General features: G+C 68.5%; 21 protein-coding genes. 5 read left to right on the top strand and 16 right to left on the bottom strand.

The window, feature by feature from the left end; all coding sequences use genetic code 11:
• Both ACZF5Y_RS09860 and imuA' read right to left on the bottom strand, forming a co-directional pair.
• Complete coding sequence (locus ACZF5Y_RS09860; RefSeq protein WP_497532496.1) at window positions 1–1,593, bottom strand: DNA polymerase Y family protein; 1,593 nt, start codon at window positions 1,591–1,593, stop codon at window positions 1–3.
• The gene (gene imuA' / locus ACZF5Y_RS09855; RefSeq protein WP_497532495.1) at window positions 1,590–2,240 is read right to left on the bottom strand and encodes a DnaE2-dependent mutagenesis accessory factor ImuA'; all 651 of its coding nucleotides are present in this window, start codon (window positions 2,238–2,240) and stop codon (window positions 1,590–1,592) included. The genes ACZF5Y_RS09860 and imuA' overlap by 4 nt, the downstream gene beginning before the upstream one ends.
• Window positions 2,241–2,351: 111 nt before the next feature.
• Here imuA' and ACZF5Y_RS09850 point away from each other — a divergent pair, with 111 nt between their 5' ends.
• From ACZF5Y_RS09850 to ACZF5Y_RS09835, 4 genes are all read left to right on the top strand, one after another.
• Window positions 2,352–2,675, top strand: a complete 324-nt coding sequence (locus ACZF5Y_RS09850) for a DUF2469 domain-containing protein (RefSeq protein WP_053353613.1) — start codon at window positions 2,352–2,354, stop codon at window positions 2,673–2,675.
• Window positions 2,676–2,807: 132 nt separating this feature from the next.
• Window positions 2,808–3,224: a YraN family protein gene (locus ACZF5Y_RS09845; RefSeq protein WP_497532494.1), complete on the top strand. Its 417-nt coding sequence runs from the start codon at window positions 2,808–2,810 to the stop codon at window positions 3,222–3,224.
• Window positions 3,221–4,180, top strand: a complete 960-nt coding sequence (locus ACZF5Y_RS09840; protein WP_497532493.1) for an ATP-binding protein — start codon at window positions 3,221–3,223, stop codon at window positions 4,178–4,180. Before ACZF5Y_RS09845 ends, ACZF5Y_RS09840 begins: the two co-directional genes overlap by 4 nt.
• Window positions 4,181–4,195: 15 nt before the next feature.
• Window positions 4,196–5,839, top strand: a complete 1,644-nt coding sequence (locus ACZF5Y_RS09835; protein ID WP_497532492.1) for a recombinase family protein — start codon at window positions 4,196–4,198, stop codon at window positions 5,837–5,839.
• Window positions 5,840–6,022: 183 nt separating this feature from the next.
• On the opposite strand, the gene ACZF5Y_RS09830 is transcribed toward ACZF5Y_RS09835, so the two are convergent.
• The 11 genes from ACZF5Y_RS09830 to ACZF5Y_RS09780 all read right to left on the bottom strand — a co-directional run bounded on the left by ACZF5Y_RS09830 (window position 6,023) and on the right by ACZF5Y_RS09780 (window position 19,519).
• The gene (locus ACZF5Y_RS09830; RefSeq protein WP_497532491.1) at window positions 6,023–6,613 is read right to left on the bottom strand and encodes a hypothetical protein; all 591 of its coding nucleotides are present in this window, start codon (window positions 6,611–6,613) and stop codon (window positions 6,023–6,025) included.
• 8 nt (window positions 6,614–6,621) lie between these two features.
• Window positions 6,622–7,083, bottom strand: a complete 462-nt coding sequence (locus tag ACZF5Y_RS09825) for a single-stranded DNA-binding protein (protein ID WP_497532490.1) — start codon at window positions 7,081–7,083, stop codon at window positions 6,622–6,624.
• 46 nt (window positions 7,084–7,129) lie between these two features.
• A complete protein-coding gene (locus ACZF5Y_RS09820) occupies window positions 7,130–8,929 on the bottom strand; it encodes a type IV secretory system conjugative DNA transfer family protein (RefSeq protein WP_497532489.1) in 1,800 nt (599 codons plus the stop codon).
• Complete coding sequence (locus ACZF5Y_RS09815; RefSeq protein WP_497532488.1) at window positions 8,926–9,513, bottom strand: hypothetical protein; 588 nt, start codon at window positions 9,511–9,513, stop codon at window positions 8,926–8,928. The genes ACZF5Y_RS09820 and ACZF5Y_RS09815 overlap by 4 nt, the downstream gene beginning before the upstream one ends.
• Before the next feature lie 160 nt (window positions 9,514–9,673).
• Complete coding sequence (locus ACZF5Y_RS09810; RefSeq protein ID WP_497532487.1) at window positions 9,674–12,715, bottom strand: hypothetical protein; 3,042 nt, start codon at window positions 12,713–12,715, stop codon at window positions 9,674–9,676.
• Window positions 12,716–12,795: 80 nt separating this feature from the next.
• On the bottom strand, window positions 12,796–13,806 hold the full coding sequence (dprA, locus tag ACZF5Y_RS09805; protein ID WP_497532486.1) for a DNA-processing protein DprA: 1,011 nt from the start codon (window positions 13,804–13,806) through the stop codon (window positions 12,796–12,798).
• Between the two features lie 168 nt (window positions 13,807–13,974).
• On the bottom strand, window positions 13,975–15,477 hold the full coding sequence (locus tag ACZF5Y_RS09800; RefSeq protein ID WP_497535326.1) for a putative type IV secretion/conjugal transfer ATPase: 1,503 nt from the start codon (window positions 15,475–15,477) through the stop codon (window positions 13,975–13,977).
• On the bottom strand, window positions 15,474–16,295 hold the full coding sequence (locus tag ACZF5Y_RS09795; protein WP_497532485.1) for a hypothetical protein: 822 nt from the start codon (window positions 16,293–16,295) through the stop codon (window positions 15,474–15,476). The genes ACZF5Y_RS09800 and ACZF5Y_RS09795 overlap by 4 nt, the downstream gene beginning before the upstream one ends.
• 23 nt (window positions 16,296–16,318) lie before the next feature.
• A complete protein-coding gene (locus ACZF5Y_RS09790; protein ID WP_497532484.1) occupies window positions 16,319–17,788 on the bottom strand; it encodes an SCO6880 family protein in 1,470 nt (489 codons plus the stop codon).
• Window positions 17,789–17,793: 5 nt separating this feature from the next.
• Window positions 17,794–19,218 carry a conjugal transfer protein TrbL gene (locus ACZF5Y_RS09785; RefSeq protein WP_497532483.1) on the bottom strand — a complete coding sequence of 475 codons (1,425 nt, stop codon included), beginning with the start codon at window positions 19,216–19,218 and terminating at the stop codon, window positions 17,794–17,796.
• A gap of 31 nt (window positions 19,219–19,249) precedes the next feature.
• Window positions 19,250–19,519: a DUF6112 family protein gene (locus ACZF5Y_RS09780; protein WP_022883069.1), complete on the bottom strand. Its 270-nt coding sequence runs from the start codon at window positions 19,517–19,519 to the stop codon at window positions 19,250–19,252.
• Between the two features lie 102 nt (window positions 19,520–19,621).
• On the opposite strand from ACZF5Y_RS09780, the gene ACZF5Y_RS09775 reads away from it, so the two are divergent.
• Window positions 19,622–20,974 carry a hypothetical protein gene (locus ACZF5Y_RS09775; protein ID WP_497532482.1) on the top strand — a complete coding sequence of 451 codons (1,353 nt, stop codon included), beginning with the start codon at window positions 19,622–19,624 and terminating at the stop codon, window positions 20,972–20,974.
• Window positions 20,975–21,009: 35 nt separating this feature from the next.
• On the opposite strand, the gene ACZF5Y_RS09770 is transcribed toward ACZF5Y_RS09775, so the two are convergent.
• The 3 genes from ACZF5Y_RS09770 to ACZF5Y_RS09760 are packed head-to-tail and all read right to left on the bottom strand — an operon-like array spanning window position 21,010 to window position 23,160.
• Complete coding sequence (locus ACZF5Y_RS09770; RefSeq protein ID WP_497532481.1) at window positions 21,010–21,276, bottom strand: DUF6112 family protein; 267 nt, start codon at window positions 21,274–21,276, stop codon at window positions 21,010–21,012.
• The gene (locus ACZF5Y_RS09765; RefSeq protein WP_497532480.1) at window positions 21,276–22,451 is read right to left on the bottom strand and encodes a M23 family metallopeptidase; all 1,176 of its coding nucleotides are present in this window, start codon (window positions 22,449–22,451) and stop codon (window positions 21,276–21,278) included. The genes ACZF5Y_RS09770 and ACZF5Y_RS09765 overlap by 1 nt, the downstream gene beginning before the upstream one ends.
• A gap of 7 nt (window positions 22,452–22,458) precedes the next feature.
• Entirely contained in the window at window positions 22,459–23,160 is a 702-nt protein-coding gene (locus ACZF5Y_RS09760; RefSeq protein WP_497532479.1) for a hypothetical protein, read from the bottom strand.
• Window positions 23,161–23,226: the final 66 nt, after the last annotated feature.

Below are 23,226 nucleotides of genomic sequence, written 5' to 3'. Positions count from 1 at the left end.
TTAGTCGTAGCGGCCCTCGGCAGTCCACCTCCCGTGGGCGAAGAGCAGGAGCCAGGCGTCTCCGGTGACGAGCTGCACTTGGAGTCGAAAACGCTCGGGGACGCCATCCCACCACCGTTCCCGAATCACCCAGGGCGGCGACCACCCCGAGATATCCACATCGTGCACCGACCCGTCGACATGTAACCGTGCGGGGGATGCGGTGAGGAGCTCATCGGCATCGACCGTGACCGCTTTCCCGTCGGTGTCACGGAGTTCTGCCGGTTGAGGAGTCGGGAACACTCGACTGGGGGTGGGGCCCCGGAGTGCGCCGGGCCAGGGGCCCGATGCGAGTGCGCGGGCCCGTTGCGACTCGACCCGCGCCGTGCTCCACGGCACGAATCGTTGTCGGTCGGTGAGCAGCCGCCCGCCGGCGAGTGCGACCGTGCCGACCCCGGTATGCCCGAGGCGACTTTGCGCGCGGCTCAGATGATGGTGCACGCGCTCATCGGGTTCGGTACTCCACAGGGCTGGCTCGTGCGCGGCGATGCGGTCGGTGTGTACCGGAGTGATGCGCACCTGCACCACCCCGGCTCCGCTGCGTTCGGTCTCTCGGGCGGTAGAGGCGGCTTGCCAGCGGATGCGACCGAGCGCGTCGACCGCGGTGAAGTGGCGAGGGTGCGCCCATTCCCGTTCATGCCGGGCGCCGATATCGTCGGTGAGTTCGATGCGTAGGGCGGTGCAGACGAGGCGCTCGGCCGTCAGCCCGTTGATGAAGCGCTCCGCGAGAGCGCTGCACGCGAACGCGAGTTGCTCGGCGGTATCGATCGGGGTGTCAAACTCGAGCGCGACCGCCAGTTCGCGCACCGGGGCTCGCGGGAGCACTTCGGCGCCCCTGCTGACCCCGGCTGCGGTGGCGCGGCGATGGGCGGCGAGTCCGCCCGGGCCGAATCGCTGCCGCACGGCTTCCTCGGGAAGCGCCGCAAGCGCGCCGAGCGTGCGGATGCCGAGGCCGTGCATCGTCTCTGCGAGCGCAGCATCCATCGCGCGTGTGACGGGGAGTGGCGAGATGAATGCTGCCGATGCTCCCGGCGCAACGATGCGCAGCCCGCCAGCCGGCGCGGCGACACCGGGGTCCGATGCTGTTGCGCGCGCCACCTGCTCGGCGGCGAATCGTCCGTCAGCGATCCCGACTCTCGCCTCGCCGAGACCCAGTCGCGCGGCGAGCGCCAACACCGCGAGCCCTGCCTGCTTCTCGCCGCCGTAGTAGCGGGCGGGCCCTCGTGCGCGTATCGCGCAGAGCCCGGGGCGTGCGACTTCGATGCCGGGAATCAGCTGTTCGAGCTGAGCGGCGACGGGAGCGAACCGTCGCTCGTCCGTGGCGGGATCGTGCGGGTAGACGGCGAGATCCGGGCAGCGGCTCTGCGCCTCGCGCTCCCGCAACCCGACGCGTACTCCCTCTCTGCGTGCCGCCTGCGTGCACGCGACCACGATGCGATTGGCGATCAACGCGAGTGGCGCGGTGAGGGAGAGATCGTCTGCGCCGTCATCGCGCAGCAGCGCGTGTACGGGCCAATCCGGCACCCAGAACATGAGGGTGCGATCCGCGTTCATGATGCGACCAGGTGTCTGAGTGGGGCGATACCGGGGTCTGCGATGGCGCCATCTTGGAATCTGAGCGTGTGGCTGCGCGTGCCGCGGCGATCCTGCGTCTGCACCGTCAGCTCGCGGTCTGTGAGCATGCCGTACCCGTGCCCCAGCCCGTCCCAGTGGGAACGGGCGACGCGCAACGTGGACTCGGGGCGCGGCCAGTCACCGGTCACGACCAATGCGGCGTCGTGCTCTCTCAGGCGTGCAGCGATGCGTTCCGACTCACCGGCGCTCGGTTGCGTGGTCGGTGCCAGCAGCACCACGGTCAGCACTTCGGCCAGGGCTCCGGTGAGCCCGATCGCATCGGCGCCCGGTTCGGGGATGATGACGCACCGATCGAGTGCGATTCCCAGGGCAACTGCAGCCTCGGCGCCGAATGCCGTGTCGCCGATGATGCCGCACCACGCACCCGAAGCGGAAGCCTCTGCGAGCAGTGCCAGTGCGAGCTGCCGAGACCCGTGCACCGCATAGCTCGCCCCCATGCGCAGTGAGCCACCGGGGAGCAGCGGACGCAATCCGGCCGCAGTCGGAATGGTGCGTGCGTCGAGTCGCATCGGCTGCATCTCGGAGATTCGCTGCTGCAGCGAGCGGACGGTCACGGGGGAGTTCATGCAGGTATATTCGAACATATGTTCGAATAAGTCAATCTCGATTGCCTGGGCGCGTCGCAGCCCGGTAGTCGTTCAGAGCCATGCCTTTGAGACGGCGGTAGGATGGGGTCGATGAACGAAGACGAGCTAGACGATTACGAGCGCGAAGCCGAGCTGTCGCTGTTCCGCGAGTACCGCGATATCGCGAGCCAGTTCCGCTACGTCGTCGAGACCGAGCGGCGGTTCTACCTCGCCAACGAGGTCGACCTCAAGCGGCAAGATGCGGGGAACGACTTCTACTTCGAACTCGCCATGACTGACGTGTGGGTGTGGGATGTGTACCGTGCCGACCGGTTCGTGAAATCGGTGCGTGTGCTGACCTTCAAAGATGTGAATGTCGAAGAGCTTTCGGCGCGTGAGTTCTCCCTGCCGCAGGAGCTCGCGCTCGACGAGTGATCGCGCATCTGCTCCGGTGATTCGTCCCCGGTGCAGGCATCGCATGTGAACCGGGGTCTTCTCCACAGATCCGACTGATCCCTCCGTGCGGCGTCGCTCCAGCGACAATGCTGGTGCGCCAGGAGGTGCATCATGACGCACACGGCAGCAACGTACACAGCCCCGGAAAACGATCGGGTACCCGGAGCTCAGCAACCGCACAACCAGGCGCTCGGCGCGCACGGCGAATCGCTTGCGGCGGCGTACCTGGAGGCGCTCGGGTATCGAATCCTCGCACGCAACTGGCGCAATCGATCGGGTGAGCTCGACCTCGTCGCGCGAGACGGCGAGACGGTTGTCGCGATCGAGGTGAAAACCCGCAGCGGCACCGGGTACGGCAGCCCCTTCGCGGCGATCACGGCGCAGAAGGCATCACGCATTCGACGACTCCTGCTCGATTGGGTGCGCGGCTATGACTTCCAGGGCAACAATCTGCGCATCGACGCAATCGCCATCACGATGCGTGCGAATGCGGAACCGCGCATCGAACACCTGCGGGGAATTGCGTGAGCGGCGTGGTGTGCCGGGCAGCCTCCATCGCGCTGACCGGACTGCAGGGCACCGCGGTGATGGTCGAATCGGCTGTCTCGCAGCAGTTGCCCGGAATCGCCATCATCGGTCTTCCCGATGCCGCGCTCGCCGAAGCAAAACTGCGGGTGCGGACCGCCACCGCTCAGGTGGGCCTTCCGCTCTCTGACCGATTTCACACCATTAATCTCAGCCCCGCGTCTCTGCCCAAGCACGGCTCCGGATTCGACCTGGCCATCGCGCTCGCCGCGCTCGCCGCCTCGCGACACCTGCCCGCTGAGGGGTTGGCGACCACGGCTCACCTGGGTGAGCTGGCGCTCGACGGGGAGCTGCGTCGGCCCGCTGGCCTCCTCTCGCTCGTCGCGGCTGCGCGGACTCTGGGATTCGCTCGGGTCATGGTTCCCGAGACCTGCGGGGGTGAAGCGGCGCTGGTGCCCGGCATCGAAGTGATCGCGGTTCCTGACCTCTCCAGCGCGGTCGCGTGGTACCGCGGCGAACGCAACCGGGGTCGCATCGTGCAGCCCGGCCGAGGCCGTGATGCGGTGCACGCTTGCGTTTCTGAAGCGGACATGGTCGACGTGGTCGGTCAGCCCGAAGCTGTTGAAGCGATGGTCATTGCCGCAGCGGGGAAGCACCACGTGTCGTTGCTCGGCCCTCCGGGGGCGGGGAAGACGCTGCTCGCCACGCGACTGCCGTCGTTGCTGCCGGAGCTCGACGATGATTCGGCGCTCGAAGCCAGCAGCATCGCCTCGCTCGGCGGAAACGCGCTGGTAGGGCTGGTGCGCCGCCCGCCATTCGAGAGCCCGCACCACACAGCTTCCGCGGCATCGATCATCGGGGGTGGTCAAGGGATCGAGGTGCGCCCCGGTGCAATCACTCGCGCCTGCCATGGGGTCCTCTTTCTCGACGAGTTGGGGGATGGAAAGTACACCTCCTGATCAAGGAGGAAGCAGATGGAGACTCTGGACCGTCGCCCAGGCTTGAATGCTCGTCCGGGTCGGACTACTCGATCCGTTGTCTATCCCGCGTTCGCACAGACCGGCCCGGAGGTGCCGATGCCTGGTACGCGGCCGATCTACCTGTATCTGAGGCTGTCGAAGTATCACAAGGACAAGGCGGACGCGATCGAGCGGCAGCGGATCGACCTGACACGGATGCTTGCGGCCGAGGGCGGTTGGACGGTGATGGGCGAGTACATCGACAACGACTCGGCGAGCTCGTCGGCGGTCAAGACTCGGAAAGGCTGGCGTCAGCTCAACTTGGATATCAAGGCTGAGAAGGTGAAGGCGGTCGCGTTCTGGAAGCTCGACCGCACGAACCGGATCGCCGCGAAGTGCATTGAGTGGATCGGTGACTGCCAACGCGCGAGCGTTTTGCTGCGATCTCATCAGGACTCAACTGATGAGCTGAACACGGCGACAGCGGGAGCGAAGCTGGTGACCGGAATCAAGGCTCTGCTTGCCGAGGTCGAGACAGACTCGATGAGCGAACGGCAACTTGCGTCGAAACGGCACCTTGCTGAGGCGGGTTTCCATCACGGTGGGACGCCGCCTTTCGGGTGGATGTCGGGGCCGCGCATGACGGACGAGCTGGGGCGCACGGGGGTTCGTCTGATCCCTCACCCTGTAGAGCATCAGGCTTTGAGGGATGCCGTGGACATGGTTCTGGCCGGGAAGAGCCTGTCTCAGATCGGCCGCTACTGGAAGGAGCGCTACGGGATCACGACGGCTTCCGGCGCATACGTCTACGAAGCGTCCATCTATCGTTCGTTGGTCTCGCCGCGGATGATCGGGTACCGGATGCGGCAGGTCCCCGAGCATCAGCGGGGTGTGAAGCTCGATCTTCTCGACTACATCGCTCGGGACGCGCATGGTGAACCTGTGATCTCCCAGGAGCCCGTGTGCGATCGCCCGACCTGGTTGCGGGTGCGGCGCTTGTTGGAGCAGGCCAAGACGTCGAAGGCACGGAAGCCGTGGGGTTCACATGAGTGGCTCTTGACGGGTCTCCTGTTCTGTCAATGCGGCGGACGCCTCTATGGACTCCAGAAGAAGCGGAGGCGCGCTGGAGGTGACTCCGAGACGGAGTATGTGTATCGCTGCATGACGAATCGGCATCGTGGCGCAGGGAACTGTCCGGGCGGTTGCACGATCAGCGCGTCGAAGGCGGAAGCGTACGTGCTGGGCTGGTTCTTCGCTCAGATCACCGACGAGGCCCTGGCAAGGGCTCGCGCGAGGCGGAGGCTGGCACGAGCGGACGACGAAGTGAATGCTCTCCTGACTCAGCTCGATGAAGCCACCGCGGAGAAGAACGCGCTCCTGGTGAAGCAAGGAACCGGGGTGTACAAGGGAGCGATGGTGACAGTGCTTCTCGGATTGATCGAGGACGCCCAGAACCGCATCGATGCTCTCCAACGCCGGGTTGACGCGGTGGAGTCGGACGAGTTGATGATTGCCGATGGCCCTGACGTGATTCGTTCGTGGGAGAGCAAGGGAATCAAGGAGCGGCGAAACTACCTGCGCCGTATGATCCACCAGATCGACGCCTTGCCAGGACGCGGGCCCATCGAGGAGCGGATCAGGATCACTCCCGTGGGTTGATCCTCTCGACCAGGGCGGCTGACTCAAGGAGGAGAGCGAGGTCTTCGACCACTTCGATCGGTGCGGGGTTCGCGATGCAACGGGCAACACCATCGCGCCACCCTGCACCGAACTCGGCAAAGTCGCGGGGGTTTACGAGCCCGGCCAGCTTCACGGACGACGGGCACGGAACGGGCTCGCTCATCACACCTCGCCGGCCAGGCTGCTGTAGAACTCGTCCTCGACGGCGCGTCGGGCTTGGACGTCGGCGTGCATGTAGGCGACGAAGTCTTCCTCCCGGTTCGGAATCGTGATGTCCTCGACCGGTTCGGTGGCTTCTTCGCCGGGCCAGGCGATCTGGCGGGTGGGCCGGTCGGTGTTCAGGCGGGTGCCGCAGGCGGCGGTCCAGTGCCGGAGACGTTCTTGAGCTTCGGTGAACTCGTGGTGCCATGCGAGGGGTGCGGTGCCTTTGGCTTCAGGGTCGTACGCGCACAGCCAGTGAAGGTGCAGGGCAGAGAGCTCCCAGACGAGTTCGGGGTGGCGGTGCCAGAACGGGGGGATGATGGCGACGGGCAACCCGTAGGTGCGGCGCAGCCAATGGACCCACTTGTTCAGGGCAAGCCATTCTTCTTCGGCGGCGTCGGCGGTGAGCAGGTTCCAGTTGAGCGGGTGCGGGGGTCCGTCCGGCTCGTTGTTCTCGGCGACCTCGCCGGTGTCGGGGTCGTAGCTCTCATCGAACTCGTCCTCGACATCTTCGATCTCCGGCTCGGGCACGCTCTGGTTGTCGTCGCTCATGACCGGGCTCACCTCCCGATCGCGTTCGCGGTCGCGCCCGTGGTGCGGCGTGAACTGGTGGACAGCGATTCGTCGTCGATGGCGCCTGCGGGCGCCGCGGTGTCGGTGCGGGCCTGGCGGTTGACGGTGTAGCGGGTCCGGGCGAGGTCATGGCCGATCTTTTTGGCGACGAACTCCTCGGCCTGCACGCTCTGGCCGTTCTCGTCGGTGCGGTCGTAGCGGTGGGTGTATCCCTCGGCGAGGAACTTGTCGCCTTTGGCGAGGCGCTGGTGGGCGCGTTCGGCGGTCTTCCGGAACGCGACGAGGTCGTGGAAGGTGGTCTCGGTCTGCGTGAACGAGCCGTCGTCTTCGCGGCGGTAGTGTTCCTGCCCGATCTTCACGAACAGGCGGGCGTCGCCGCGTTCTGTGAACGACAGGTGCGGGTCGGAGGCGATGAACCCCGACAGGGACTCTTGGGTGTGGATGGCCATTGGACACTCCCGGTCAGTGACGGCACCCCAGGGCGGGGTTGCTCTGTCACTCAGGTGCGCCCGTGACCTCCGGCGCAGGTTGTTGCAGCACGGTCTCGATCTCGGTCCGCTGGTCGCGCAGGGTCGTCGCGTCGGGACGGCTGGTCCAGGGGCGCAGGCGGGTGACGATGGGCGGGGCTGCGCGGAGCAGGATCAGGCCGGTGCCGAACGGGAGGGTGCGGATCACGTCGGGCGGCATGATCGCTACCCGACGGATGGAGCGTTGCGCGGAGCGGGAGCCGTGGTCGCCGACTGTGGTGGAGTCGGTGATCTCGTCGCGTTCCCCGATCAGGGTGGTCAGGTCGTGCAGGTCGCGGGAGTTGGAGGCTCCGCCGAGGATGATCTTCACGATGGAGGCGTCCCAGATCGCTCCGGCGGCGTTCTCCGACCACTTCTCCCGCGCCTGCGCGAGCGATTGTAAGACGGGCATGGTGGTGATTCCGGTGCCTCCGCCTTCGGCCATCAGCGTCGGCAGAGACGGCAGCGGGGCGAGGTTCCCGACCTCATCGAGCGCGAGCAGCAGCGGCGGGTCGAGGCGCGCGGCCGGTGAGCGGGCGGCGATGCGGCGGGCGGCTTCCACGAGGTCTTCCACGAACGCCGCGACCAGGGAGGCACTGTTGTTGGCTCCGGCGCCGGTGGCGAGCAGATACACCGTGCCCTGCTTGCGCAGGAACTCTTCGGGGTCGAACCGCTCATCCGGGCCGGGGCTGACCGCGTCGAGCACCCGCGGATCGGCGAGCGCGGCAAGGGACAACGACACGCCTTGCCAGATGGAGTCGCGGGTTCTCGGGTCGGAGTCGATCATCGCCTGCAACGAGTCCGCCCACCCGGTCGCCGCCCGCGGGTTGCCGGTCAGGATCGCGACGGCATCCGAGGCGGCGGCGGGGTCGAGGGTCCACCGGAACAACTCGGCTGGTGCCCGGTGGTCGAGGGCTGCGGCGTGGAGGAGGGCTTGGAGGGCGGTGCGGGTTTTCCCTTCCCAGAAGTCGCCGCCTTCGACCCCGCCGGCCGACAGCCCGGTGCCCGCGGCGAGGCCGGTGGCGCGGATCATCGCCGTCAGCGGGTCCTCGCAGCCGCGGATGGGTGACCACCGCAACCCTGCGGGGATGCCTTCGGCGAGGTGCTGCGGATCGAACACCGCCACCGGCCGCCCCTCGCTCCCGCGCGCCTTCAAAGTGGCGGTGAGATTGTCCGGGCGGGTCGAGGTCGTCACGACCGCGCCGGGTGCGTCGAGGATGGCGTTGATGACGACGTGCAGGCCTTTCCCGGAGCGGGGCGGCCCGATCAGGAGGATCGAGTCCTCCACGCTCGCCCACACCCCGACGCCACGCGAGATCCCGAGCCGGTAGCCGACCTCGCCCGGTGTCGGTGTGGTCAGGGAGGGGCGGAGCTGTCTCGCCCGGCGCAGTAGCGCCTTCTCGGAGGCGGCGCTGGTGACGTCGGTGCGGGTGGCGATCCCGACGATCCGGTACGGGTCCGCTTTCGTCTGGCGGCCGTGCTCACGGATCGCCCGCCACACCCACCACCCCGCAGCACCCACGGTGACGATCAGGACACCCGCGGTGACCCAGTAGACGACCGGGTTGAGGCCGTCGGCGCCGAGCGGCACACCGGGATCGCTCGGGTTCAACAGCACCCCGAGGCCTGCTTCGATCCCGCCTGCGGGCTGGGAGGTGCCGGTGATCCACGCGGCCACCGAGCCTGCCCCGCGCAGGACCGCGGCGAGGATCGCCGCGGCGATGAGGGCGATGATGCCGAAGTTCGCCAGCTCATCCCCGAGCGCGCCGCCTGGTCTGGGGGTGCTCATTGGGGGCGTCCGATGACGAGGGTGCCGGAGATGCGGCCGAGGAGGATCACTTCACCCGTGTGCGCGGTCGTGAGCTGTTCGGCGGTGAGGAGGGCACGGGCGGTGCCGTCGCTTCCGGCGTCGGAGTGGGCGTGGATGATCGCGACGGCGACATCCTCACCGGGCACGAACCCCGCCCCGGTCACCTGATGCAACACCACGGGTGCTGCGCTCTCCGTCGAGGCGACTGTGGACGCCGGCGCCGCCTGATGCTGGTCCTCGTTCCATGGCTCAGCGGTGGTGCGGGGCTTGGGTGGGGTGATGATCTCGGTGAAGGTGGTCCCGTCGGCTTCGCGCACGTGCACGCGCAGCGGGGTGGCGTGCCGGGCGGCGAGGTCATCGAGGATCGCCGGGAACGATTCGCGCTGCCACGCCGGGGCGAATGGCGGCGGTGTGTGCGGGGCGCCGTCGACGGTGACGCTCATGCTGCCGTCCGGGTGCACGGTGAACTCCACCACCGGCACCACTACCGGCCCGTTGCTCTTCGCCGCGCTCGGCGACTCGTCCTCGGGGCTGGTGCGGCGGTAACGGGGCTTCGGGCTCACAGAGCGGTCCTTCCAGACGGGGCGCGGATGTCGTCAGGCAGGTGCGCCGCCGTCGCCTGGACGCGGAAAGGTGGGAGGGCACGAACCCTGGGGGTGGTTCGTGCCCTCCCGGTGCTGACCCGCCACACAGGGGGGTGCCAGGCGGATCAGCCGTTCAGTGTCAGCTCTCTTCCTCCTTCGCTCCCTCGAACTGGGCCTTGAACTCCTCGAAGGCTTCGTCTTCCTCCCGCACGTAGCCGGCGCGTTCGCGGGCGATCGCGAGGCGACGACCGAACAGCAGCACCCCACCCGTCGCCGCCGCCATCAGGCCTCCGGCGAGCCCGAGCGGCCACCAGTCCCCGCCACCAGTCAGTGCCAAAGAGGTCGGCAGGTCCGGCGTGCCAGGCACCTCCGGGGCGTCCGGGGTCTCCGGCGTGGGAGTCACGGTCGTGGTTTCGTCCGGTGCTCCGCAGATGCCGCGGTGCAGGATCGTGCCCTCGGTGTCGGTCACGGTCTCGACCCAGTAGTAGACGCCGACCTGATCGAAGATCACCTCGTCGGAGCGGTACTCGCCCGGCCCGTCCAGGTCGATCACTGTCGAGGTGAACACCAGCTTCTCCGGAGTGCAGCGCGCCGCGTGACCGTCCTGCCGGTACGCCTCGAACATCAGGCGCGCACCGGTGGGGATGGTGCCAGTGACGGTCGCGACATCGTGCGCCGGCTCACCCAGCACAACTTCGGGCACCGCGTTCGTCTTCACCGTCAGCTCGTCGGGCTGTTCACGGATGACCGTGGTCTCACCCGGCGCCCCGCAGGTGCCTTCGGCGATCACGTCTCCGCCGGTGTCGTACAGGGTCTCGACCCAGTACACGTTCCCCGCGGCATCGGCGGTGGTGGTACCGGAGCGGTAGACGCCGGCCTGGGTGACCGGGATCTCCGCGCTGACGAAGAACGGTGACTCGCACACCGCCTCGGCCTCGGCCGGGTGGGGTCCGTAGGCGCGGAACACCAGGTAGGCGCCGTCGGGAATCTGTGTGCCCTGGACGAGCGCCGTATCCTCGAACGGCTCGCCGACGAACGCTTCCGGGGTGGCCTGCGTGATCACCGACACCGGCACCTCGCTAACGGTGGGTGGGACGTAGAAGCGTTCCAGCACATCCGCCGGGGACGACTGGTACGGCTGCACTCGGTCATCACCGGCGAAGGTGGTGACCAGGACGTAGTAGCCCGGCTCGGTCGGGGTGATCTTGTCGGCGTCGGTGTAGCCGAGCTTGTAGACCCCGTTCCGGGCGGGGGTCGTCAGCTCGGTCAGCACCGGCGCAGTGGTGAGGTCGAGATCGTCGGTGAGGTCCGCGTCGGTGGAGAAGGGTCCGTAGACGGTGTGGCGCAGCTCATCGACATCCGCACCCCAGTACCCGTCGCCGGTGAACTCGCCGTGGCCTGCGGGGAACCCGGTGACGGTGACGACATCGAACGCGCGCCCGCCGGGGTGGACGTTGTACTCGCGCATCAGCGAGGTCGTCGTGATCGGCCACCGCACCGAGGTCGTCTCCACCGTGATGCCGTACTCGTCGGTCCAGTCATTGGCGAGGTAGTCGCGCACCCATTCCGGCTGCGTGCTCTTGTTCACCTCCCACACCCACGTCACGAACCCGCCCGTTGGCGCCACCACCGCAGGTGAGGTGTAGACGCCGGGACCATCCGCGGTCACCGTCACGGTGCCGAGCGGCACGGCGTCGGGGTGGATAGTGGCGGACTGTGTCGGGGGCAGGGTGCCGGGCACCTGGTAGGCGGTGCCCTCGAAGACCACCGGGATGTGTGCGCCGTCCTTCTTCAGCCAGGCGCCGTTGCTGCTGGAGACGGTGATCGTGTCGGTGAGTGCGTCGCCGGGGACCGCGAGACGCTGATCCGCCTCCGAGGCGGCGACCGGCTGGAACGGCACCACCGCGGTCTCCTCCACCTGACCGTACCGGTCGGTGAACGAGTCGGTGAGGTACCTCGCCTGAGCCCCGTGCGCGGCCTTGTCGATCGCCCACACCCAGGTGTAGAACCCGGACTCCGGCGCGATGATCGTGCCCGGCGACGTGTACGAACCCGCACCCGTCAAGGTGACCGTCTCCACGCCCGCGACGGGTGCCCCGTCCGGTGGGGTGTCGGCTTCGGCGGGCTGCTCATCGAACGGCCCATACAGGGTGCCGGTCGCGGTCACCTCGATCGGTGCGCCGTCAAGGTGAATCCAGGTGCCCTTTGTCACCGTCACCGCGAGCCCGTCCACGAACGCATCGCCCTCGGCGACGTAGCGGGAGGCGACCTGGGTGGTGACCTCGGGCTGGAAGTCCAGCTCGATCACCGGCGACTGCGCCTGCGCGGACAAACCGGTGGAGGAGCCCGCGACGGCGGCGAGGAGGCGCTGCGCACCCGGCATCGAATACACGTCGACCGCTGCCCCGTACCCCGCGGCCGGAACACTCATCGAAGCCGAGACCCGATACGAGGGCACCCCGTCGGCCGGGGTGCCGGTGACCGGGTGCGTGCCGGCGCCGAGCGTGCGGGTCGTGGACCCGTCGGCGAACACCCCGTCCGTCAGCGACGCCGCCCCGGTCAATGACGCGGGATGCGCGGAGACGGTGAGGGTTCCGGCGTACTGATCCGACATGTCCAGCGTGAGCGACAGGGTCGGATCGGTGACCGCATTCGAGGCCGCCTGCTGGCGCATCGTGGCGAGGCTCGCGAGGATCGTGCCCCGCTCCGAGACGGGAGCACGGGCGACGTAGTAGTCATCCCCGGACATGCCGTGCGAGTTGTACGTACCGGCACTGGTCACCGACCACACATACAAGGCGACCGCTGCCGTGGTGTTTGCATCCTGCGACTGTCCCCACCGATCCAGCACGTAGTTCAGCTCCGCGAGCTGCTGACGCGACAGCGAATCCAACGACGTCACCCTCTCCGGCCCCGAGATGTTCCCGTACGGGGCGGGCATGTCCAGGTCGGCGCAGTACGCCTGCCGGCCATCCACGTCGGTGTTGTACGCGCCCAGGAACGACCCGTCGGACCAGTAGCCGACGCCCTCACTGGCGGCATGGGCGGGGCTCGTGCCGAGCACGACGCTCCCGGCGAGCATCAGCATGGCGATCAGTACCGCCGCGATCCGTCGCAGCACGGTGCTGGGCGGGTCGGGCTCCCTCCGCGGGGTTGCTGGGTCGAGTGTGGTGACAGACATACGGCTCCTCCTGGCGTTCGGACCGGGAACGACACGGCACGGTCATCCCCACCCAGCAGGTGCACCCCACCCCACAGCGGTCACATGGACAGGCCGCGCCCCGACGACCGCGAAGGTGTGTTGCGGTCGGGCGCATGATCCTCGCGCCCCGCCGCCCGGCCGGCGGCCCGCTGCGCTCCGTCGCGCACGGTGTCGAGGAGGCTGCGGATGTCGTCATAGCCGGTGATGACCTCGGCGAGGCCGTCGCGCATCAGCCGGTGACAGCCCGCCGACGCCGCGCTCGTGACCGGCCCCGGCACGGCGCCGACGGGACGCCCCAGCTCGGTCGCGCGGGCGGCGGTGTGCAACGACCCGGACCGGTACCCGGCCTCAGCGACCACGACCGCACCCGACAGCGCCGCCAGCAGGCGGCTGCGCGCCAGAAACCGCCACTTCGTCGGTGCCGTACCCGGCGGCATCTCACTGAGCAACAGGCCGGCCTCACCAACACGAGTGAGAAGGTCGGTGTGCCCGGCGGGGTAGAGCCGGTCCAGGCCGCCCGCCATCACCGCGACCGGCCTGCCGCCGGCGGTGAGCGTCGCGCGGTGCGCGGCGCCCTCGATCCCGTACGCGCCCCCGGCGATCACCTGACGGCCATCGGCGACCGCCGACTGTGCCAGCTCGGTGGTGACGTGCTCCCCGTACCCAGTGGCCGCGCGAGCCCCCGTCAACGTGAGCCGATCCCGCACGGGAGCAGCCAGCAGCCTCGTGTCGCCCTTCGCCCACAACACCAGCGGAGCGCGATAACCGAGCACCTCCACCGCGGTCGGCCAGTCCGCATCGCCGGGAATCAGCACCCGCAACCCATGCCGTTCCGTGTCCGCGAGCACCCGAGCGATCTGGGTGGGGTCGATGCGGGGCGAGAGACGCCGCTGCCACGTATCCCCATCCGGCCCCGCCGGGACCTCCGCACCGGCGACGCGGGCGACCGCGCCGGTCGCACCCCAAGCGCGCACCATCCGGCCCGTCACCTCATCTGCCGGCTCCGACGCGGCCGCGAGGATCACCCGCGCCGTCCGCTCGTCCGCCGCCAGCTCCTCGATCGTGTCCATGCGCCTGCTCCCTCGTTCCTGGTGGATGAATCGAGAGATAGGTGCGAACACGCCCGCCCAGACGAGCGCCGGCGGACTCTCCGACGTCACACCGGCATCAGCGAACTTGCACCCCCACAGAAAGGCTCGGGATGCCGCGGGATCGGCGGAATCACGCGGAAACCGGGCTCAGGACCCCGCAGTTTCCGCGTTGCCTCTCATGCGGGCGGTGGTGTCGAACGCGGCGAGCTCGGCGGGATGGAGCTGGTGCTGCACCACGAAGGATCGTTCCTTGATCCGCCACAGCCCTTGCCCGGTGCCCAGCGACGGGAGGAGTTTCTGTTCGGTGCCAGTCAGGCCCAGAGCGGCGGCGGTGGTGCCGAGCTGATCGGGTTCTTGCCGGTAGATGATCCTGGTCTCAGCGTTCGCAAGCAGCGAGTTGGCGAGGGCCCGCATCGCGGAGCCGGAGTCGCCAACGTTGTCGAGATCGGTGAGCTTGTGGAAGATCAGCATGTTCGCGATCCCGTAGTGCCGCGCGAGCCGCCACTGCGCATCCATCCTTCGGAGCAAGGCTGGGTAGGCCATGAGGCGCCAGGCTTCGTCATAGATCACCCACCGGTGCCCACCATTCGGGTCCATCAGCGCCGACTCCATCCATGCACTGGAGCAGGTCATCAGCACTGAGATCAGCGTGGAATTCTCCGCGACACGGGATAGGTCGAGGGACACCATCGGTAACGAGGGGTCGAACCGGACGGTGGAGGGTCCGTCGAAGAGCCCTTGGAGGTCGCCGGCGACGAGACGGCGCAGCGCGTGACCGACGAGGCGCCCGTCTTCGCCGAGGCGTCCATCGGTGTCGGTTGCGGGGTCGGGGGTGAGGATGCGGTCGACGACCATCGGCAGGATCGGCACCTCAGACGACCGCACCGTGTCCCTAAGGGCGAGGTCGATGGCGGTGTGCTCCAACGGGGACAGCACCCGATCCAGCACCGTCTCTGCCAGCGCGCCGATGAGCTCTCGCCGGCGGGAGGCGACCTGTGCTTGCCATTCGGCGTCGGAGAGGCCGCCGGGTCGGTGGCCTTCATCGAGGGGGTTGAGGCGGTTGCGCAGGCCGTGGCCGAGGACGATCGCCCGCCCGCCGACGGCTTCGGCGACGGCGGTGTGCTCGCCTTTCGGGTCGCCGGGGACATACACGCGCCGCCCGAACGGGATCGACCGGGTGTAGAGGGACTTGGCGAGGGAGGACTTGCCGGAGCCGACGATGCCGGCCAGGACGATGTTGGGGGCGGTGATGACCCCGCGAGCGTAGAGGGTCCAAGGGTCGTAGACGAACGAGCCACCGGAGTAGAGGTCCTGCCCCACGAACACCCCGTCCGCGCCGAGCCCGCCCTCGGCGAGGAACGGATACGCCCCCGCCAACGTCGCACTGGTGTCCTGATGACGAGGAAGCCGGAACCTGCCCGGCATCCGCAACGCCGCGCGCCCGGTCTCGCCCGCGCCGGGCAGGTAGGTGGTGGCGCGGCGTTCGGCGCGTTCCGCGTCCCGTCGTGCCTGTGCTTGGGCGTGTTCGGTGTGGCGGGCGTGCTGTTCGATCCGAGTCTGGGCCTTCTGGCGGGCTCGGCGGTGCGTGCGGCGTTCCCCGGCCGGCTCGACCAGCGCCGCCGTGTGCAGTCGGCCCTGATCGTCGGTCACAGCGACCGCCCCCGAGACGTCGACGCCGGTCGCGAGGGCGCCCACTCATCGTCCTCCTCAGCCGCCTCCCGGCGCACCGGCCGGCGCGACACGGCACGACCGGGAGTCGCACGGGGCGGCTCCTGCTCGTGCTGTCGCGCCGGGGTGGGGGTGTCGAGGTCGAGGAGGGCGGGGTCGGGGGTCGCGTCGTGTTCGCGCAGCAGCGACACGTGCCCGAGGAACGGGTTGTAGGTGAGGGTGTAGACGTCCCTGGTCGCGGTCTTGTCCAGCGCCCCGGTCGGCGGGGTGTCGTAGACGTACCCGTTCACGAGCGCAGCGTGCACGGTCTCCTCCCCGAAGTCGTACCCGGCGAGGTGCTGAATCGCCGCGTCCGTGCCGTCATGCTCGATCAGGTCGAGCACCCGGTCGGCGTCCTCGCCCTGCAGGAACACGACACTGATCCACCGTCGCGGCGACTCCGGCAAAGCGGGGACGTCGTGCCAGGCGATCCGCCCCGAGGCCGACATCGCCGCATCCAACCGATCATGCACCGCATCCAGCAGCGTCGCCGCCTGGTGCAGCTCGCCCGCCGCCGACAGAGCGAACGTCGCGCCAGCCGCTTGGTTCCCGGCGTCGTCATGCGCGCGCAGCCGGTTCGAGGTGTGGGCGGTGGCGAGCTGGTCGATCACTTGCCGGAGCGAGCGCACCCCGGCGAGCAGATCACCGAGCACCGGGTAGGTGTCGGCGAGGTTGTCGAAGACGCGGGTCGCGTGGGCCAGGCCACGCAGCGCCGCGGACGCTTCGGCGGCATCCGCGGTCGGGTTCTCGAAAGTGGGCATCAGCGGTTCCTCTCCACAGGTGGTCAGACGACGCGGCACAGCGGTAGGGCGGCGACGGTGAAGGCTTGGGCTTGCTGGCCGACGAGGCGGCGGGTCTCCAGGGACGCTTGGATCGCGGCCTGTTCGATCGCGGCGACCGCAGTCTCCAACTCCTCCGAGGTCGGCGCGCTGATCGAGATGAGGCCGGTGTAGCGCAGGACGCCGTGCCCGGCGGTGAGGTCGGCTTCCTGTTGCAGCACGTCGCCGTATTCGGCGGTCTGGGATGCGTCTTCGATCTGGCCCATCTTCTGCCGTTGCGCGGCGTCGGAGATCAGCTCGGTCTTCTTCTTCCGAATGTCACGTGCGGCCTGGTCTGAGCGGATCGGGGTGCAGATCAGGGAGAACGCGCGTTGGATGCCGGAAGACAGCAGCACCGGGGCGAGGAACCCCGGATACACCTGCGAACGCGGCCACTCGCTGACCCACAGCACGGCATGGTGCGCGGAGTCCGACCGCAGCCGGTCCCAGGTCTCGGTGACCGCGACCGGCCCCGCTGTCGCCAGGGTCCGCCCGATCTCGCCGTGGCGTTCCAGGGACGCGGCGGCGGCGGGATCGTAGGCGGCGCGGAGGATCACCGCGACCTCCGGCGGGGTCAGCCACCCGCGGACGGTGAGTTCCGCGGCGCGCAGCGCGGTAGTGAGGGTGGTCATCTCCTGCCGGAGGACGGCGCCGGCGCCGGGGATGCCGCCGCCGCTGGTGCGGACCTGGCGGGCGGCGGCGCGCAGGTCGAGTGCGACGCTGATCGTGGTGGCGTGGCGTTCCCCGGCGGGGCCGGCACGGTCGATCAGTTCCCGGTACACCGTCGAGGTCCACGACCCGTCATCACGCCCGTGACGGCGCCACCACTCCATCAGCCCGGAACCGCCGTCGGGGAGGGTGCGTTCGCAGACTTGGAGGCGGGCGATCCGACCGGACCGGCAGGCGGTCGCGAGCACGCGCCCCCAGGTGGCGACGCGGCGTTCCTGCTCACCGGGATCCAGGAGCACGAACGCGGGATGGGAGACGGCGACGATCGCGGTGAGGGTCTGCTGATGGGGGTCGTGGATCATCGCGGCCCCGGTCTCGGGGTCCTCCCACTCCCGCAACGCCGCCGCATCCCCCGGCAGCGCGAGCGTCCCTGCCGGGCGGGGCTTCACGATCCGCCGCCGGAACACGGTCTGCCTGGCGTGCACCCGGGCCGTCCAGCGGACGGTGACGGGCAGCCACTCGATGAGCTTCCTACCGCCGACCGGCGTCCACGCCAGGGCCGCGCACAGCAGCCACACCGGGGCGGTCCAGGCCAGCAGCATCCCGCCGCCGGCGTAGAGGGCGCCGACGATGGACAGCACGCCGATGGCGAGGACGATCAGTTGCGGCAGAGACAGCCCCAACAGGATGCCGCGGCGGGTGAGGCGGGAGAACTGCACCGCCCGCAACCCGAACTCCACCCCGCCCGCGTGCTGTTGGCTACTCATCGCGGTCACTCCTTCCCACCGGTCGGACGGTTCGACGGCGGCGGTGTCGGACGCTCGGCAGGGGGCGGCGCGGACGGCGCCGGACGAGGTGGCACCGTCGGTGCAGGATTCGGGCTCGGGGGCGGTGGTGCGGGTTGGGCGGCCTGCTCGGCACCGGCGGCATGTCCTTCGGCGGCACCGCCGACCGTGCCGCCGAGCTTCGGCCCCGCAGTCGCAGCGGCCCCGGCGACTTTCGCGCCGATCACGACCGCCGCAGCCGGACCAGCCGCCGCAGCCCCTGCACCTGCACCCGCGCCGCCCGCTCCAGCCCCAGTCCCGGCGCTCGCACCGGCTCCGCCCGCGGCCCCCGCAGCGGCACCACCGGCAGGAGCCGCACCACCAGCGGGAGCGGCCTGACCGCCACCTGGCGGGGCCGCGCTACCCGAACCGCCGGTCGCGGGCGCTTCGCTGCCGCTGCCGCTGCCGTCGAGGACCTTCTTCGCCCCGTCGGTCTTCGGCGCCGACGGCACCGGGACGGGACGGTTCAGTGCCGATTTCGCTTCCTGCTCGCTGCTCATCGCGTGGTACATGTCGAAGCCGACGAAGGAGAGGAACTTGTAGGTCATGTAGGGGGCGAACGCGGCGATGAACATCAGCACGACACCGGCGATGGGGTCGCTGATCGACGCGAGATCCAGCTCGATCGGAGCGGAGACTTGGGTGATGGCGACGAGGAAGATCACCACCAGCACCAGCTTGGACAAGATCAGCGCGATCACGAACGTCGCCCACTTCGCGAACCACCCCTTGGTCGCATCCCACGAGAACCCCGCCAGAGCGATCGGCGCGAACACGATCGCCACTAGCAGCAGGGCTTTGCGGATCAGCAGCGAGAACCACACGATCGCCGCCGCACTGATGGCGAGGCCGGCGAGGAAGATCGTCACGATCGCCCCGACACCAGGAGCGGTGATGTTCAGGGCCGCGAACCCTCCGGCAAGCAACGAGATGCGGTCGCCGATGGATTCCATCGTGTTCCCGGTGGCCTGCACGATCCCGACCGCGAGCTGATCGGTGATCTCCAACAACAGCCCGGTCAGGCCGATCGCAACGAACGAGCCGAGGATGCTCTTCGCCGCTCCCAGGGCGGCGCGAGACAGGGCGGAGGGGTCGCGGTGGATGAGGCCGGTGATCAGTTGCAGGCAGAAGAAGATCAGCACCACGAACACCGCCACCCCGAACAGGATGTTGTACACGTCCACGTATCCGGGGTCGGTGACATCCACGAGCGTGGTGGTGTCGAACACCGCCCAGACCGCCTCGAACAGCCACGCCGCCGCCCCGCCCATCGCCTGGGCGAGCCAGTCGAACGGGGCCGCTACCAGCGTCGCCGCGCCCTGCCCGACGGCGTCGCACACCGCCGAGATCACCGGCACATCACACACGCTCACGACGCGCTCCCTTCCTCACGAATCGACCGGGCTATACGGCTTGGCCCACGCCCCAGAAGAAGTTGATGAGCGTCACCGCGGCGCCGCAGATGATCGCCGCCCCACAAGACACGAGCACGCCGACCTTCCCGCGCGAGGCGAGGTGCGGGTTGGAGCTGTTGGCGCCGAAACCCCACACGATCGCGCTGATGATGAGCGCGAGCACGGAGAGGATGAGGCCGACGGTCATAACGGCGCCGACGATGATGCGCAGCTGCTCGATGCCCGGAAGGCCCGAGCTGTTGGGGTCGATATCGATCACTGGGAGTGCTCCTTCTGCTGACAGTTCCGGGACGGCGGACTTGCCAGCCAGGTGCACCCGCGCTCACCGTGTCGCGTTGGGCTGCTTGACTAAAATGTGGGGATGACGGGAAGCGCGGCGACGACGAAGCCTCTGGTGATGTACGTCGTGCATGCGAAGGGCGCGAACCGGATCAGCTACCTGAGCGCAGAGAAGATCAGCGAAGCGTTCGACAAGGAAGCTACGCCGACCGCTGGCTCGCTCTGTGCGATCGTCCGTGAAGATGATGAAGAGCTCGGCCCCGGGGAGTATCTGATCGGCTTAGCCGTGACGCGCGGCGTCGCTGGGATCGCAAGCGGAACCTTGCGCGCGACGCTCTCGCCGATCCTCCGCTTGCTCGCTCCTCTGGAGCTCGGAGGGCTGCGAGAGCAGGCGGTTCCGATGCCCTCGATACCGCAACACTTCTATGCTCGCCGACTCGACCTCCCTACGGCCGATGCCCTCATCAGCTACCTCAGAGAGACTGACCCTACGGTCGGCCCATGGTTGGACTCCGTATTTCGGGAGCCGCGAACGTTCGATGATGAAGTGCAGCAGTCCAGAGTTGAAGCACGAGATGCCGTCTTGCTCGCCTCGCAGATCGCGGAGATCCCGCTGCCCGCGGACGCTTTCAGCGACCCTCCGAGTACCGAGGACGAGGAAACCCTTCTCGACACGGTTTTGAATGCCGGCTACGAGCGAGATTTAGAGGAAGAGCTGCTCCCACTCGATCTTCAACGTTTCGACGGAAAGCTCATCGTCGACCAACGCGCTGCGAGCTTGGCCGTGTTCGAGGATCGAACCGGTCAGAAGAGACTGCTGGTGATGTCCGTGAACAAGAAGCCAATCGAGGAAGAGCTTGGTGTTGACCTTCTCTACTGGGATCAGGTCCACGATGCCTTCACCTTCATCCAGTACAAGCGCCTACAGAAAACGGAAAGTGGCGACGGAAGCGGTCACTACGAGTGGACCTACCGCCGCAAGGGCGAGATCGAGAAACAACTAGACCTCATGCCCAAAGGGCGCGAGGCTCCGAAGGACGCTGCGGATTGGCGTGCGTTCGATACGCCGTTCTGGTTCAAGTTCGTCCGCGGAGACGCAGGCCGTAAGCTCGACGGGCAGACCCTCAAGGGCATGTACGTCTCCGCGGACTGGTTGCGGCTGGCAATGCTGGATTCGACGTTCAAGGCGGGACCACGTGGTGGTTTCCGGGTCACCTACCAGAACGCCAAGTACCTTGGGCGAAAGGTCTTCACCCAACTCATTTCGCGTGGATTCATCGGAACAGCAAGTACACGCACGAAGGCATTCAAGAACGCCATGGCGAAACTCGGTTCTGATCGTGAGCTCATCATCGCCATCAAGACCGAGTGGCAGGAAGATACCGGGACCGACTCGGCCTCCACACGCACTTCCTCAACCGATCTTCCATTCTAGAAACGCGGCCAGTCGGTTCTCACGTTCAAACCGAGTCACAGGCGCTCGCCGACCCCGAGGAGGAAGTTGACCCAGCCGACGCCGGCGCCGGCGAGGGCGGCGGCGCCGAGCGCGACCCAGGCGCCGATCCTGGCTTTGGTGGCGGTGTGGTGGTTGCCGGTGGAGGAGGCGATGGCCCAGACGATCGCGGAGACGATGAGCATGAGCACGGCGATGATGAGCACGAACATCAGCAGCGCGCCGACGACGGCGCGCAGGTCGCTGCTGCCGCCGACGGACCCGAAGTCGGGGAACACGTCCATCAGGCCGCTCCGGTGAGTGTGCAGGTGGCTTGGGTGGCGGTGCCGCCGGTGATGCCTTCCGCGCCGTGGTCGGTGAGCCATGCGTCGGCGTCGACGGGTTCGGCGCCTTGTCCGCCGGGGCGGATCTCGAAGTGCAGGTGTGGGCCGGTGGATTGTCCGGAGGAGCCGACGTCGCCGATGTGCTGCCCGGCGGTGACGGTCATCCCTTCGGTGACGTGGATGCCGTGCTCCCACATGTGCGCGTAATAGGACGCGACCCGTTGGCCGCCGACGGTGTGTTCGATGACGATCAGTCCGCCGTAGCCGCCAGAGAACTCTGCCAGGGTCACGAGTCCGTCGGCGATGGCGAAGATCGGGGTGCCGTCGGCGGCGGAGAAGTCGCTGCCGGTGTGGAAGGCGCGTTCCCCGGTGATCGGGTGGATGCGCCACCCGAAGGGGCTGGTGCGCACCCAGGTGCCCTCCGGCAGTGGGAACACGATCCGGGTGGTCTCGGGCACCACCGGTGGCGTGTCACTGCCGCCACCGGAGGATGTCGGGCGGGTGAGGGCGGTGAGGATCGCTTCGGCGACGGGCTGGTAGTTCTGATACCTGTCCGGGTACGCGGACACTTCGACGGCCTGTGCGGCTTCGCCCGGGTCGAGCTGCTGCCAGCCAGGGATGTCCAGCAACCCCCTGGGGCTCGGGTAGTTCGGGCCGGTCGGTCCGCCGTAGAACGCCCGTGCCTGGTAGTTCGGGTCCATGAGCTCGGCGACGGTACCCCACCCGGACGCGGGGCGCATCTGGAACAACCCGAGCGAGTCGTGATCGGAGCCGTTGCCGTCGTTCGGGTAGTCGCCGGATTCGGGGTACGCGCTGGTGTTGGCGAGCATCCGCAGATGCGATTCGGTGAGCGCCGCCATCAACGCGATCACCACACCCGGCCGGCCTACGCCGGTGATCTGCCCTCCGACGGTGATGATCGTGGCGGCGTGGGTGAGCTGCTGCCGGTTCAGGGTGACGGTCTCCCCCTTGCGGGTGGTTGCGGTCAGGGAGTCGGGGATGGGGCCGACGATCAGCGACCCTGGTGTGCAGGCGGCGATCGCGGGGGTGGCGAGGACGGCGACGGAGGTGACGACCACAGCGGGGCCGAGGAACACCCCGGCCAGCGCGAGTGCGGCGATCAGCTTGCGGAGCATCAGCGGGTCACCGCAGCGGGTTGTCGAGCTGGGACAGCCGCAACAGCTCACACGACACCACCAGCGCGTCTTGTGGGGGTGGCGCGGCGGAGCGTTCCGGGGTGCAGACCAGGAACACGGTGAACGCGACCGGGCGGGCGGTGGTGACCGGTTCGGTGCCCCAGGTGCCTTCCCGGTGCCGGGTGCCGGTGATCGTGTACGCGACCGCGCCGTCGGGGAGCTGCCCGGCCGCAGCCTGGCTCACGGCGGTCTCCCACGCGGCGGGGATGGTGATGGTGTCGATGGTGAGCCATTGCCGGGTCTGGTGGGGGCGCAACTGCGCCCACGCCGCCGGGGTCGGCAGGTAGGCGCGCACGTCACTGGCGGCGGCGTCGGCTTCGATGCTCGCGGTGACATCCGCGATCACCTGCGCATAGTCGGCCGACCCGTATCCGCTGGTGGTGTCCCAGGTGAACAGCGCCTCCGCGACCTCCCCGGCGAATGCTTCCGGTCCGCCGAGCGTGAGCACCGGCACCGGCCCAGCACCCGCAGCAGTCGTTGGGGCGGGATCACCGATCGTGGCCGACGCCGATGGTGACGGGGCGGGCTCGCGGGCGTCGGGGCCTTGGAGGAGGCCGTAGATGCCGACACCGATCAGGAGCAGCAGCACCAGCCCGCCGGAGAGGGCGGCGATTAGTGCGGTGCGGCGGCGGCGATCCGTGGGGTCCATCCTGGGTTCCTTCCGAACACGGCGGGGAGGTCACCAGATAGGTGCACGCGCACATCCGACGCAGGA

The organism is Leucobacter sp. WKLB1 (assembly GCF_059696215.1).
Note: the sequence above shows the minus strand (reverse complement) of the source record. Positions and strands in the feature narration are given on the sequence as shown.

Bases quoted from the DNA above. Each gene is read 5' to 3' on its own strand.
- ACZF5Y_RS09795 (WP_497532485.1), bottom strand. From the start codon at position 16,295: ATGCCCACTTTCGAGAACCCGACCGCGGATGCCGCCGAAGCGTCCGCG.
- imuA' (WP_497532495.1), bottom strand. From the start codon at position 2,240: ATGAACTCCCCCGTGACCGTCCGCTCGCTGCAGCAGCGAATCTCCGAG.
- ACZF5Y_RS09850 (WP_053353613.1), top strand. From the start codon at position 2,352: ATGAACGAAGACGAGCTAGACGATTACGAGCGCGAAGCCGAGCTGTCG.
- dprA (WP_497532486.1), bottom strand. From the start codon at position 13,806: ATGGACACGATCGAGGAGCTGGCGGCGGACGAGCGGACGGCGCGGGTG.
- ACZF5Y_RS09790 (WP_497532484.1), bottom strand. From the start codon at position 17,788: ATGAGTAGCCAACAGCACGCGGGCGGGGTGGAGTTCGGGTTGCGGGCG.
- ACZF5Y_RS09825 (WP_497532490.1), bottom strand. From the start codon at position 7,083: ATGGCCATCCACACCCAAGAGTCCCTGTCGGGGTTCATCGCCTCCGAC.
- ACZF5Y_RS09820 (WP_497532489.1), bottom strand. From the start codon at position 8,929: ATGAGCACCCCCAGACCAGGCGGCGCGCTCGGGGATGAGCTGGCGAAC.
- ACZF5Y_RS09860 (WP_497532496.1), bottom strand. From the start codon at position 1,593: ATGAACGCGGATCGCACCCTCATGTTCTGGGTGCCGGATTGGCCCGTA.
- ACZF5Y_RS09810 (WP_497532487.1), bottom strand. From the start codon at position 12,715: ATGTCTGTCACCACACTCGACCCAGCAACCCCGCGGAGGGAGCCCGAC.
- ACZF5Y_RS09770 (WP_497532481.1), bottom strand. From the start codon at position 21,276: ATGGACGTGTTCCCCGACTTCGGGTCCGTCGGCGGCAGCAGCGACCTG.
- ACZF5Y_RS09830 (WP_497532491.1), bottom strand. From the start codon at position 6,613: ATGAGCGACGACAACCAGAGCGTGCCCGAGCCGGAGATCGAAGATGTC.
- ACZF5Y_RS09765 (WP_497532480.1), bottom strand. From the start codon at position 22,451: ATGCTCCGCAAGCTGATCGCCGCACTCGCGCTGGCCGGGGTGTTCCTC.
- ACZF5Y_RS09775 (WP_497532482.1), top strand. From the start codon at position 19,622: ATGACGGGAAGCGCGGCGACGACGAAGCCTCTGGTGATGTACGTCGTG.
- ACZF5Y_RS09760 (WP_497532479.1), bottom strand. From the start codon at position 23,160: ATGGACCCCACGGATCGCCGCCGCCGCACCGCACTAATCGCCGCCCTC.
- ACZF5Y_RS09845 (WP_497532494.1), top strand. From the start codon at position 2,808: ATGACGCACACGGCAGCAACGTACACAGCCCCGGAAAACGATCGGGTA.
- ACZF5Y_RS09835 (WP_497532492.1), top strand. From the start codon at position 4,196: ATGGAGACTCTGGACCGTCGCCCAGGCTTGAATGCTCGTCCGGGTCGG.